We start from the raw sequence: 13100 nt of genomic DNA, 5'->3' as shown, positions 1-13100 counted from the left end.
CTGCTGGGGCCTGGCCTGGTTTCGGCTGGCCAGTGTATGCAGACCGGTTCGGCCGTCCCCGGTCAGCGGCCCGCAGCGGCCCGCAGCAGCTTCCCGTTCCGTTCAGCGGCCCTGAAGCTTGGCGGAGCTGGTCCGGGCCGAGCCGAGTTTCTTGTAGAGACGCGCTCCGGGGCAATCGGTTGCGAAGCCGTCCCGGTGGCCGGAGATGACGTTGAGTTTGACCTTCTTGCCCTTCTTGTACTTGTTCCCGCCGCCCGAGACGAGGGTGGCCTTGCCGCGCGGGTCGGCGCCGAACAGTCCGAGCTTCCAGGCGGTGAGCTTCGCGACGGCGTTCACCGCGGCGGCAGGCGGGTTGGACTTGGTGAAGGTGCCGAGCACCGCGATGCCCATGCTGTTGGTGTTGAAGCCGAGCGTGTGCGCTCCCAGGACAGCCCTGGTGACGCCGCCCGCCCGTCCTTCGTAGATGTTTCCGCACTTGTCGACGGCGAAGTTGTAGCCGATGTCGCGCCAGCCGGTGCTCTTGACGTGGTAGCGGTAGATGCCGCGCAGGACCGAGGGTGCCTGGGAGCACTTGTAGTTGTTGCCAGTGGCGCTGTGGTGGATGAAGGCGGCCTTGACCGTGCTCGTGTAGACGAACTTGCTCTCCCTGAGCTTCTCGTCGGCGCCCCAGCCCTTGCGGGTGACGATGCGCGGACGGGGGCCGATGTACGGCCGGGTGCCGGGCGCGAGGCCTGCCTGTGCCTCGCCCTGCGCCTCGGACTGAGCCTTGTTCAGGGCGGGAAGCACGCTCGGGGAGAGGGGTGCGGTGCGTTCGTCGACGGCGGCGTCGTCCTGGGCGCCCGCTGCGACGGCTGTGCCGGTGTCCGGCTCGGCCTGGGCGCCCGGCTCGGTCTCGTCGCCGGTCGCGGGGGATTGCTGCGGGTCCTCGCCGGGGTCGACGAGTTCGAGGCGCAGCCCGTCGGGCAGCGGTACCGCGGTGCCGGTCCGGTCCTGCGGGTCCGGGGCCTCGGGGCGCACCCGGACCGCTACGGCGTCCGAGTCGCCGACCCAGAGCGGGGCGGTGGAGCCTCGTACGGCCCCGGAATCGCGCTCGGCGGTGCCGGGGTCGGCGGAGTGCTCGGCGTTGTGCGTCTCCAGGTCCTGCCAGTCGGACCACTGGCCGGTGCCGGTCGCGCGGGTGCGGACCTGGACGGTGCCGTGGAGTTCGGTGTCGGCGTCGTCCCAGACGACGCCGACCATGGAGAAGGGGTGGACCTCGCGCTCGGGCAGCCCCTGTTCGGGCACGGCCGCGCGGGTGGGTTCGCCGGTGGACCGGTCGGACGGCGCTGGCAGGGTCCGCATCGGCAGGGACTGCGTCGAGCCCGGGACGTCGACGGGCTCGGCGGACTCGGCGGGGACGGTGCTGGTGTCGGGGGCGGCGCCCGCGGGCACGGCCAGCGGCAGAACGAGTACGGCCGCACAGGTGACACCGATCGAGGATGCAATGAAGGGACGCATACGGATAATCCTGGGCATACACCGGTAACTACGGCCACCTGGACGGATCCGTGCAATTGACGGTCCGTCTGCCGATCCGGTGCAGCAGCCGCTCCTCCGTCCCGCCGGGCCGGCCGCCGCCGCGTAATCTTGCGCGGATGAACGCCACCGACCGAACCCCTGCCGACCTGCTGCGTTCCGCGCTCGCCTCGGACCCGGCCCGCCCCTTGGTCACTTTCTACGACGACGCCACCGGAGAACGCGTCGAACTGTCGGTGGCCACCTTCGCCAATTGGGTGGCCAAGACCGCCAATCTCCTCCAGGGCGATCTCGCCGCGGAGCCCGGCGACCGGCTGGCACTGCTGCTGCCCGCGCACTGGCAGTCCGCGGTCTGGCTGCTCGCCTGTTCCTCGGTCGGCGTGATCGCCGATGTGCAGGGCGACCCGGCCGGCGCCGACCTCGTGGTCAGCGGCCCGGACACGCTGGAGGCCGCTCGGGCCTGCCGCGGCGAGCGGGTCGCCCTGGCGCTGCGCCCGCTGGGCGGCAGGTTCCCGCGGACGCCCGAGGGTTTCGCGGACTACGCGGTGGAGGTGCCGAGCCAGGGCGACCGGTTCGCGCCGTTCGCCCCCGTGGACCCGGACGCCCCCGCGCTGGCGGTGGACGGCGTCGAGCTGACGTCGGCGCAGTTGGTGGCGCGGGCCCGCGAGGACGCGGACGCGCTCGGTCTGACCGCCGGATCGCGGCTGCTCACGGGACGTTCGTACGACACCTGGGAGGGGCTGGCCGCGGGGCTGTTCGCGCCGCTGGCCGCCGGGGGCTCCGTGGTCCTGTGCCGCCACTTGGACCAGCTGGGCGAAGAGGGACTGGCGAAGCGCGTCGAGAGCGAACGGGTCACCAACAGCGCGGTATGACAAGCACCCTGAGGACCACTCGTCCGGCTCAAGCCGGGCCGAGTCCTCGAGGCTTCGCGTCAACTCCGGTACATGATCGGCGGTAACTGACCACCGGAGACACAACCAAGCGTGAGGTTCAGCCGTCTACTTCTGCGACCGGCGGCCCGACGCGCCGCCGAACGTGAAGGATGGACGCAGACGTGAGCGAAAGCGCCGGCCCGCCGGACGACTCCGACGACTCGGCGGCGGGCGGGACCGGGTCGCGATCCGAGGACGGATCCGGCGCCTCCGCGGCCGGTCACCGGCACCACTGGCTGCGCTGGACCGCGCTCGGCGCCTCGTTCGTCGTCCTGGTCGCGGCGGGCGTCGGCTGGTGGCTGTACAGGAAGCTCGACGGCAACATCAGGACCGACACCTCCGCGGCCGCCGAACTCAAGGTGTACGAGCGGGAGCGGCCCGCCTCCGTGGTGCGCGACGCGGAGAACATCCTGCTCATCGGCTCGGACAGCCGGGCCGGTGACAACCGCAAGTACGGCCGTGACGACGGCGGCAGCCAGCGGTCGGACACCACGATCCTGCTCCACCTCGCGGCGGACCGGAAGAGTGTCACCGCGATGTCCCTGCCGCGTGACCTGATGGTGTGGATCCCGGTCTGCCACCGGGCGGACGGCACGGCCACGAAGAAGCAATTCGCCCAGTTCAACTGGGCCTTCGAGTTCGGTGGCACCGCCTGCACGATCCGTACGGTCGAGAAGATGACCGGCGTCCGGATCGACCACCACATGGTCGTCGACTTCAACGGCTTCAAGGACATAGTGGACGCCGTGGACGGGGTCGAGGTCTGCCTGAAGAAGCCGGTCGACGACGCCGACGCCCATCTGAAGCTCCCGGCCGGGCGCCAGACGCTCAACGGCGAGCAGGCGCTGGGGTACGTACGGGCCCGGAAGTCGATCGGCAACGGCAGCGACACCGAACGGATGGACCGCCAGCAGCAGTTCCTGGGCGCGCTGGTGAACAAGGTGCAGAGCGACGGCGTCCTGCTCAACCCGACCCGCCTCTACCCGGTGCTGGACGCGGCCACCAAGGCGCTGACCACCGATGCCGGGCTGGACAGCCTCAAGGACCTGTACGAACTGGTACGCGGCATGCGCGACGTACCGACCGACAAGGTGCAGTTCCTGACGGTGCCCCGGCAGCCGTACGCCGCCAACCGGAACCGGGACGAACTCGTACAGCCCGACGCGAACCGGCTCTTCAAGCGACTCCGCGACGACGATCCGGTCGCCGTGGTCCCGGCGGACCGGCTCAAACATGACGACGAGAAGAACAACGGGAAAAACAATGCCGCGGCCGATACCCCGGATGCTTCCGGCCCCACTCCCACGCCGACCTATTCGGGCAACAACGCAGCGGCGGACCTGTGCAAGCAGTAAAGCAATTCCCAAACAGAAGCCGGTGATCGGCGTGTAATGAGCAGTATGACCAGTTGTAAGGACCGTGGAATTTGTCACGCACGTCGCTCGACGCCGAACTGGGCCGATAGTGTGACGCGATCCGGTGCTGCCGGCCTCCTGGCCGCGCACTTCTGGAGCGAAAGATCGAGCGCCTGATCGGGGGAGGCGCCTCGCGTGGCACCGACGGAGGACTCAAGCAACCGTGGATGCGCAAAGCCGTGGGCGGGCGGACGGAATCGACCCCGCAGACCAGTGGGTACTCAACCCGCAAACCGGCGATTACGAACTGCGACTGAATCATTCCGGAGGGGATTCGGGAGAGTCTTCCCGTACTTCCCGCCCACGTGTCCCCAATAACAGAGGGTCGTCGGCCCGTGACAGTGGCGGCGGACGTAGAAGCGCCTCCCGTGACGGCGGGGGCGAGCGCCGGAATCCGGCCGGCAACGGCCAGGGGACGGGTTCGAAGCCCGAGGTGCCGGGGCAGCGCAGCCGCCGTTCGGCCAACGGCACGCGCGGCCAGGAGAGTTCCGGTCCGGCGGGCCGCCGCAGCCGCAAGGCCCCCAAGGCCCGCCGCAAGAAGGCGCTGCTGTGGACGGGCGGCACGATGGCCTTCGTGCTGGTCGGCCTGTCGGTGGGCGGGTACGCGCTGTACCAGCACTTCAACGGCAACCTGAACACGGTCGACATCGGCGGGTCCGGCAACAAGAACGTCTTCGACAACGACGCCCCGATCAACATCCTGATCATCGGCACCGACAAGCGCACCGGCAAGGGCAACGAGGGCTACGGCGACAAGGGCAGCGTGGGCCACGCCGACACCAACATCCTCTTCCACGTCTCCGAGGACCGCACCAACGCGACGGCGCTGAGCATCCCGCGCGACCTGATCACCGACATCCCGGACTGCAAGACCAGGCAGCCGGACGGCTCGGACAAGGTCGTCCCGGGTACGCAGAACGTCCGCTTCAACCAGAGCCTCGGCCAGGAGGGCCGTAACGCCGGCTGCACCATGGACACGGTCAAGGAGATCACCGGCCTGAAGGTCGACCACTTCATGATGGTCGACTTCAACGCGGTGAAGGAGCTGTCCACGGCGGTCGGCGGGGTCGAGATCTGCCTGGCCAAGCCGGTCAAGGACCCGGACTCGCACCTGGACCTGCCGGCCGGTGAGCACCGCATCCAGGGCGAGGACGCCCTGGCGTTCGTACGGACCCGGCACAGTTTCGGCAACCATGGCGACCTGGACCGGATCAAGATCCAGCAGCAGTTCATCGCCTCGATGATCCGGCAGATGCAGTCGGACGACACTCTGACCAGCTTGCCCAAGCTGTACAAGCTGGCGGACGCGGCGACCAAGGCACTCACCGTCGACACCGGCATCGGCACGGGGAAGAAGCTGGCCTCGCTGGCCCAGGAGCTCGGCAAGGTCAACACGAAGAACATCACCTTCACCACGGTGCCGGTGCTAGACAACCCGGCCGAGAAGACACCGGTCACCGTCGTACTGAACCCGCCCAAGGCCGACGCGCTGTTCGCGATGATGCGCGACGACACCTCACTGACCGAGGTGAAGTCGAAGAAGAAGGCCGCGAAGAGCAAGCAGGACGCACTCCTCAAGGGCTCCAAGGCCGCCGCGGGCGACGTACGCGTCGATGTGTACAACGGCGGCAAGGTCCCCGGTGCCGCGCAGGCGACGGTCGTCTGGCTGCAGAACGAGCAGGGCGTCCTCAAGTCCACCAACAAGGCGAACGCCCCGGCGAAGGTCAAGAAGACGACGCTGGAGTACGCGCCGAACCAGGCGGACCAGGCCCGCGCCCTGGCCGCCATGATGGGCCTGCCCGGCTCGGCCATGAAGCAGGGCACCACGGATGCCGAAGGGCTCCAGGCGATGGTGCTGACGTTGGGGGACGACTTCAAGGGCGCGGGCACACCCATCACCGGGCCGGCAAAGGTGCCGGCCGACATCCAGCAAGCAAACGCCGACAAGGCAGAGTGCGCCAAGTGACACCGGGTCACTGCGCGGAACAACGAGTCTGAGCAGCAGGGGGGTCCTGGTGGCACGGAGCGGTACGCCCGGGGAAGGGACGCGGCCACGCGTCCGGCAGGCCGGTCGACCCGGCCGGGACGGCGGTCTCCACACGGAGGCGCCGGAAGAGGAGCCGGGCTCCGGCGGAGGTGGCCGCCGGGCCGCCCCGGCGGAGAGTGGGCACCGGCGCGGTGGCCCGAAGCGGCACGGCAAGAAGGGCAAACGCCGGGTGCTGCGCTGGGTCGCGTCGGTGACCGCGCTGCTCATAATCGGCGGCGCCGGCGCCGGTTACCTATACATCGAGCACCTGAACGGCAATCTCAAGAAGGCCGATCTGACCCTCGGCGACAAGAAGATGGCCGATCACAAGGCCAACGCCGCCGGTCAGACCCCGATGAACATCCTGCTCATAGGCTCGGACGCGCGGGACTCCAAGGAGAACCAGAAGCTCGGCGGGGCCAAGGACACCTTCGGTGCACCGCCCCTGGCCGACGTGCAGATGCTGCTCCACCTCTCCGCCGACCGCAGCAACATGTCGGTGATCAGCATGCCGCGCGACACCATGCTGAAGATCCCGAAGTGCACCGACCCGGAGACGAAGAAGGTCTACCCCGCGACCACCGGTCTGGAGATGACCAACGAGACGCTCGGCCGCGGCGGTCCCGGTTGCTCGGTGGCCACCTGGTATGAGCTCACCGGCATCACCATCGACCACTTCATGATGATCGACTTCTCCGGTGTGATCTCGATGGCGGACGCGATCGGCGGCGTCCCGGTCTGCGTCAAGGGCAACGTCTACTCGCACACCAGCACCGGCAAGGGCTCCGGGCTGAAGCTGGAGAAGGGCACCACGAAGATCAAGGGCAAGCAGGCCCTCCAGTGGCTGCGCACCCGCTACGGCTTCGAGGACGGCACCGACCTCGGCCGTACCCACGCCCAGCACATGTACATGAACTCGATGGTCCGTGAGCTGCGCAAGGGCACCAAGCTCACCGACCCGGGCAAGCTGATGAACCTCGCCGAGGCGGCGACGAACGCGCTGACGGTCGACAAGGGCGACAACGGCCTCGGCTCGGTCAACAAGCTCTACGACCTCGCGGAGGAGCTCAAGAAGGTGCCCACCAAGCGCATCACCATGACGACGATGCCGAACGTCTACGGGACGGGCACGCTCAAGGAGCGGGTGCTCCCCAAGCCCGGCGACGCCGAGCAGCTCTTCCAGATGGTCCGCGACGACGTCCCGCTCGACGGCAAGGCGGCCAAGCGCAAGAAGCCGGCCGCCGCCAAGAAGCCCACCGCGTCCCCCGCCGAGACCCCGGTGACCGTCCGCAACGGGACACGTACCGAGGTCGACTACCCGGTCAAGGGCCGGGCGACGGCGGTCAAGGACCTGCTGGCCGGGAAGGGCTACACCCAGTCCACGATCGACTCGCAGAACACCGAGCCGGCGAAGCGGACCGGGATCCTCTTCCCCACCGTGGACATGGAGGGCAACGCCCAGGCGGTCGCCAAGGCGCTCGGCATCCCGCTGACGGCGGTGAAGAAGTCGACCGACGTCTCCGGCATCACGCTGACCGTGGGAGCCGACTGGCGCGAGGACGGCGACTACCACGCGCCCTCCGCCGAGGAGAAGACCCCGGACAGCGCACGGGCGCTCAACGGCGACGACGACTCGGCCTGCATGGACATCCAGCCCGGCTTCGGCTGGTAGCGCGCTTCAGCTGACAGCGCGCCGCGCACAACGCACCGCGGGGGCCTTCCGGCACATCGGAAGGCCCCCGCGGTGTCGTCGGGTGTCACACGGTGACGGCCGGCCGGCGGCTGGCGATGACCTTCTTCGCGAGCGAGCGGGGGCTGGTCAGGAAGCCGTACCCCCACGACATGTGCATGGTCGCGAGGGCCACCGGGATCTGGGCCCGCGCCTTCAGCGACAGGCCCTTGCCCGCCGGTACGGACCCGGCGACGATCGCCGCGACGTACCCGGCGGGAACGACGAACGCCCACGGGGTGACGGCCGCGCCGACCACGATGCCCGCCGCGATCGCGCAGACGGCGGTGGGCGGCGCCAGGTAGCGCAGGTTGATCGAGCCGGAGTGGTAGCGGGCGACGACGTGGCGCCAGCGGCCGTAGTCCTTGTACTGCTTGGCCAGCGCCCGCACGGAGGGGCGCGGCCGGTACTGCACCTTCAGTTCGGGCGAGAACCAGATCAGGCCGCCCGCCTCGCGGATGCGGAAGTTCAGCTCCCAGTCCTGGGCCCGGATGAACTCCACGTTGTAGCCGTCCGCCTTCTCCAGCGCCTCGCGGCGGAAGACGCCGAGGTAGACGGTCTCCGCCGGGCCGGCCTGGCCCCCGGTGTGGAAGGCCGCGTTGCCGACGCCGATCTTCGACGTCATGGCCGCGGCGACGGCGTCCTCCCAGGCGTTCTCGCCCTCGGCGTGCATGATGCCGCCCACGTTCTGCGCGCCGGTCTCCTCCAGGAGGCGGACGGCGGTCGCGATGTAGTTCGGCGAGAGCATGCCATGTCCGTCGACCCGCACCACTATGGGGTGACGGGAGGCCTTGATCGCGGCGTTGAGGGCTGCCGGGGTGCGGCCGGTCGGATTGGGGACGGTGTGGACCCGGGGGTCCTCGCGCACCAGCTCCGCGGCGATCTCGTCGGTGCGGTCCGTGGAGGGGCCCAGTGCGATGACCACCTCCATCTCACCCGCGTACTCCTGCTCCAGGATGTGCCGGACGGAGTTCCTGAGGTGACGTTCCTCGTCGAGCACCGGCATGATCACGGAGACGGCGGGGTACTGCGCGGCAGGCATGGTGGTCCTCGGGTGGTCCTCGGGTGGCGCCGGGGGTTCGCACCCCACCGGGCGGCGTTATTCGGCCGCCACGTTACCGCGAATGGGGGATGCCGGGGCGCCCCGCCGGGTCGCGCACCGGACCTTTGATCATATGGACCTACTGTGCGAACGGTCCCCTCGCACCGCGGAGGTCTCCCCCGTGCCCACACCCCACCGCTCCCCCAGTCCCTCGCGTTCCCATGCGGTTCCGCCCCGGCGCAGGTCCAGAAAGCAGGACGAACGCCCACGCTGGGGCATGCGGATGGCGACCGGTCTCTCCGTGCTGGTGCTGGGGGCCGGCGGGGTCGGTCATGCGGTGGTGACCAATCTGGAGACCGGGATCGACCGGATCGATCCGTTCAAGGACATGAAGAACCGGCCACGCGCCGGGACCGGCATGAACCTGCTGCTCGTGGGCACCGACGGCCGCGACCGGATCACCCCGGAGGAGAAGCAGAAGTACCGGCTGGGCGGTGCACCATGCCACTGCACCGACACGGTCATGCTGGTGCATCTGTCGGCGGACAAGAAGCGCGCGAGCATCGTCTCGCTGCCCCGCGACAGCTACGCCGAGATCCCCGAGCACACCGACCGGAACACCGGTGTGCGGCACTCCGCGCACCCGCTGAAGCTGAACGCGGCCTATGCCGAGGGCGGTCCGAATCTGACCTTGCGGACCGTCGAGCACATGACGGGCGTCAAGGTCGACCACTATCTGGAGGTCGACTTCACCAGCTTCATGAAGACCGTGGACACCCTGGGCGGCGTGCAGATCTGCACGACCCGGCCGCTGAAGGACTCGTACACCGGTCTCGATCTCGCCGCGGGCACCCATGAACTGGACGGCGGGCAGGCCCTCCAGTACGTACGCTCCCGGCACATCGACGGGGCCGCCGACCTGGGACGGATGCAGCGCCAGCAGAAGTTCCTCGCGTCGCTGATCGCACGGGCGACCAGCAGCGGTGTGCTGCTGAACCCGGTGAAGTTCCAGGACGTCGCCTCGACGATGCTGCGCTCGGTCCGGGCCGACAAGGGGTTCGGTACGGAGCAGCTGCTGGAGCTCGCCCAGGCGATGCGCGGCTTCTCCCCGGCCTCGTCCGAGTTCGCCTCCGTACCGGTGGGGAACGTCTCCTACCCGGTGAAGGGCATCGGCTCGACGGTCAGATGGGACGAGGCCAAGTCGAAGAAGCTCTTCCGGGCACTGCGCGAGGACAAGCCGCTCGCCCCCGCGCGGCCCGAGGAGCCGAAGGCGCAGACGGTCGACGTCGCCCCCCGGCAGGTCCGGGTCCAGGTCTACAACGGGACTCCGAAGGACGGCCTCGGCAAGACGGTCGACGCCGCGCTGCGCGCCACCGGCTTCGACACCACACGCGCCCCGCTCAACGGTGAGCTGCACGCCCTCAAGCGCACCCTGATCAGCTACGACCCGCGCTGGGACCGGTCCGCGAGGTCGCTGGCTGCCGCGCTGCCCGGGGCCGAGCTGCGGCCGGTGCGGGGGCAGGGGGCCACGATGCGGGTGACGGCGGGCGCGGACTTCGAGACGGTGCGGCGGGTACGGGCCGAGGAGAGGGACCCTGGCGAGTTCGGCACGGTCACGGGCGACCAGGTGGCCTGCCCGTGACGGTGGGGCGCCGGGCCCGGAGCGGCTCGGAGCGCCCTGCGGCAGGCAGCCCCGCGACGCCGCGAGGTCTGCTGCCGGGCGCTGCCCCCGGGGCTCAGTCCTCGATGCCCTCCGCCGCGCGCTTCTCGCGCAGCTCCCGGATCGCCCGGCGGCGGGCGAGGCGGTGGGTGCGCCGGATCTGCGCCTCCTGGTAGCGCCGCTTGTCGCGCTCCGTCTCCGGGATCACCTGCGGTACGGGGCGCGGCTTGCCGTCCGCGTCGACCGCGGCGAACACCAGATAGGCGCTGCCGACCTGCTGGGCGGGGGTGGATTCGTTCCATCGCTCGGCCATGACGCGGACGCCGACCTCCATCGAGGAGCGGCCGGTCCAGTTCACCTGGGCGCGGACGTGAACGAGATCACCGACGCGGACCGGCTCCAGGAAGACCATCTCGTCCATCGAGGCCGTCACGGCGGGGCCGCCGGAATGCCGGCCGGCCACGGCACCCGCCGCGTCGTCGACCAGTTTCATGATCACGCCACCGTGCACGGTGCCCAGCAGATTGGTGTCGCTGCCGGTCATGATGTGGCTGAGGGTGGTCCGGGAGGCGGCGGTCGGCTTGCCCGGAATGTCGCCCTCCGGGCGCGGGGCCTGATCTGTCATACCGTCCACCTTATGCGGGGGCTTACACGCGGCCGCAATGCATCAGCTTCGCAACAGCCCTGATGCGATTTCCCGCACCCCCTGTAATAGCGGTACTCCTGGCCTGCACACTGGTTCGCATGAACGATTGGCCCGAGGGATGGTCCGACGACAACCGCGGCGGCAACCGCTACGGGCGGGGCAGCGCCGGTGAGCAGCCGGAGGGCGCCCGCTCGATGCCGCACGTCCAGCGCCGCCCCGCCCCGCAGCAGCGCCCCGCGCCGCCGAGGCAGCGGCCGATCCCCCAGCAGCCGGGCGGCTACGACAACGGTGGCCCGCAGTACGACAGCGGGTACAACACCGGTCAGGTCTACGGCGGCGGCAACGCCGGCGGCCGGGGCAACGGCCACGGGGGCGATCAGGGCGGCGGCGGTTACACACAGGGACGGCCGGCGCCCGACTGGCGCCGCCGGATCAAGATAGGCGCGCTGACCCTGGCGGTCGTGGTCCTCGGGGTCTCCATAGGCACGTACTTCTGGGCCGATTCCAAGCTCAAGCGCGAGGTGGACCTCTCCAAGGTCATCGAGCGGCCGGAGGGCGGCGACGGCACCAACTACCTGATCGTCGGGTCCGACAGCCGTGAGGGCATGACGGCCGAGGACAAGAAGAAGCTCCACACGGGCTCCGCCGAGGGCAAGCGGACCGACTCGATGATGATCCTGCACGACGGCTCCAACGGGCCGACGCTGATCTCCCTGCCCCGTGACTCCGACGTCGAGATCCCCTCGTTCAAGGGCTCCGACTCCGGCAAGCTCTACCCGGGCCGCGGCCGCTTCACCAAGCTGAACGCCGCGTACGCCATGGACGGCCCCGAACTCCTGGTCCGCACCGTCGAGTTCAACACCGGGCTGCGGATCGACCACTACTGCGAGATCGGCTTCGGCGGCTTCGCCAAGATCGTGGACGCGATCGGCGGCGTGGAGCTGGACATCCCCAAGGCATTCAAGGACAAGAAGTCCGGCGCCGACTTCCAGGCGGGCAAGCAGACTCTGAACGGCGAGCAGTCCCTCGCCTTCGTCCGCACCCGCTACGCCTTCGCCCAGGCGGACCTGGCCCGTACGAAGAACCAGCAGAAGTTCCTCGCGGCGCTGGCGAGCCAGACGGCGACGCCGTCCACGATCCTCAACCCGTTCAAGCTGTACCCGACGATGGGGGCGGGCCTGGACACCCTGGTCGTGGACAAGGACATGTCGCTCTGGTCCCTGAGCCAGATGTTCTTCGCCATGAAGGACGTCACGGGCGGCGACGGCAAGTCGATGAACATGCCGATGTCGGGCTTCAGGAACGGCAACGTGGTCTGGGACAAGGCCAAGGTGAAGCAGCTGGTGGAGCAGCTGAAGAACGACGAGAAGGTCACCGTCACCGAGAACTGACGACGCCTGACAGCAGGGCCCGGACGGCACCCCGTCCGGGCCTTGCTGCTGCTCGCCCGCTCATTCGCTGAGGATGATCGCCCATGCACCCAGCGTGCCGAGGTCGCGCTGGAGCCGAAGCCCTCTCACCGGGACCGACGGCTACACCCCCGCCGAACTCGACGCGGCCCAGGCCCGGCTCGGCCTGCCGCTCCCTGCAGCGCTGCGCGACGCCTACCAACTACTTGGGCAGCGACATGACTTGACCGACAATCAGGATTCCCTGCTCGCCCCGAAGGACCTCTACCTCGATGCGGACCGAGGCGTGCTGATCTTCCGCGTCGAGAACCAGTCCTGCGCCTACTGGGGCATACGCGTAACGGACCTCGACCAGGACGACCCGCCCGTCGTGGTCCGCGCCGACCTTGTCCGGCCCACCGCCGACGACTGGGCCGCGTGGCTGGGCCGGGTCAGCGTCGCGTTCGTCGAGATCGTCCTGTCCGAGTCCCTGTGTGCCGATGAGGACCTGATGGGATGGGTGACCCCCGACGACACCGACCTGCCCGAGGACATCGCCGCCACCTTTCGGCGCCTGCCGCTCCCGGAGTACCCGATCAGTCAGCAGCCGGGCTCACGCTGGTACGCGCACGACGAGATCATCCTCCGCGACGATCGCGGGACCGCGATGTTCCGCGCCCGCACGGAGGCGGCCTTCGACCGCTTCGACGGGGCGGACGATGACGACGAGGAGGACTGACGGCCGGG

General features: G+C 69.5%; 10 protein-coding genes. 7 read left to right on the top strand and 3 right to left on the bottom strand.

The features are described 5' to 3' along the window. Positions 1 to 102 precede the first annotated feature (102 nt). Entirely contained in the window at positions 103 to 1497 is a 1395-nt protein-coding gene (locus OG842_RS23915; protein ID WP_328512455.1) for an N-acetylmuramoyl-L-alanine amidase, read from the bottom strand. Positions 1498 to 1634: 137 nt separating this feature from the next. On the opposite strand from OG842_RS23915, the gene OG842_RS23910 reads away from it, so the two are divergent. From OG842_RS23910 to OG842_RS23895, 4 genes are all read left to right on the top strand, one after another. Beyond that, entirely contained in the window at positions 1635 to 2387 is a 753-nt protein-coding gene (locus OG842_RS23910; protein ID WP_266732441.1) for a TIGR03089 family protein, read from the top strand. 170 nt (positions 2388 to 2557) lie between these two features. Further along, entirely contained in the window at positions 2558 to 3802 is a 1245-nt protein-coding gene (locus OG842_RS23905; protein WP_443064001.1) for an LCP family glycopolymer transferase, read from the top strand. A 223-nt stretch (positions 3803 to 4025) separates the two neighbouring features. Next, positions 4026 to 5828 carry an LCP family protein gene (locus OG842_RS23900; RefSeq protein ID WP_266732437.1) on the top strand — a complete coding sequence of 601 codons (1803 nt, stop codon included), beginning with the start codon at positions 4026 to 4028 and terminating at the stop codon, positions 5826 to 5828. Positions 5829 to 5877: 49 nt separating this feature from the next. Beyond that, complete coding sequence (locus tag OG842_RS23895) at positions 5878 to 7560, top strand: LCP family protein (protein WP_266732436.1); 1683 nt, start codon at positions 5878 to 5880, stop codon at positions 7558 to 7560. An 85-nt stretch (positions 7561 to 7645) separates the two neighbouring features. Here the strand turns inward: OG842_RS23895 and OG842_RS23890 are convergent, their stop codons facing one another. Continuing rightward, positions 7646 to 8659 (bottom strand): glycosyltransferase family 2 protein, encoded by a 1014-nt coding sequence (locus OG842_RS23890; protein WP_266732434.1) that lies wholly within the window; start codon positions 8657 to 8659, stop codon positions 7646 to 7648. Between the two features lie 133 nt (positions 8660 to 8792). Between OG842_RS23890 and OG842_RS23885 the strand changes: the two genes are divergently transcribed. Beyond that, complete coding sequence (locus tag OG842_RS23885; protein ID WP_443064000.1) at positions 8793 to 10301, top strand: LCP family protein; 1509 nt, start codon at positions 8793 to 8795, stop codon at positions 10299 to 10301. Positions 10302 to 10395: 94 nt separating this feature from the next. Here OG842_RS23885 and OG842_RS23880 read toward each other — a convergent pair whose 3' ends face one another. Next, on the bottom strand, positions 10396 to 10944 hold the full coding sequence (locus OG842_RS23880) for an acyl-CoA thioesterase (protein ID WP_266732430.1): 549 nt from the start codon (positions 10942 to 10944) through the stop codon (positions 10396 to 10398). A gap of 119 nt (positions 10945 to 11063) precedes the next feature. On the opposite strand from OG842_RS23880, the gene OG842_RS23875 reads away from it, so the two are divergent. Together OG842_RS23875 and OG842_RS23870 are read left to right on the top strand one after the other, a co-directional pair. Continuing rightward, positions 11064 to 12356, top strand: a complete 1293-nt coding sequence (locus OG842_RS23875; protein ID WP_266732429.1) for an LCP family protein — start codon at positions 11064 to 11066, stop codon at positions 12354 to 12356. Between the two features lie 94 nt (positions 12357 to 12450). Then, positions 12451 to 13092 (top strand): SMI1/KNR4 family protein, encoded by a 642-nt coding sequence (locus OG842_RS23870; protein WP_266732428.1) that lies wholly within the window; start codon positions 12451 to 12453, stop codon positions 13090 to 13092. Positions 13093 to 13100: the final 8 nt, after the last annotated feature.

It is taken from the genome of Streptomyces sp. NBC_00376 (genome assembly GCF_036077095.1).
Classification (GTDB): Bacteria; Actinomycetota; Actinomycetes; order Streptomycetales; family Streptomycetaceae; genus Streptomyces.
This window is presented reverse-complemented; position numbering and strand designations above follow the sequence as displayed.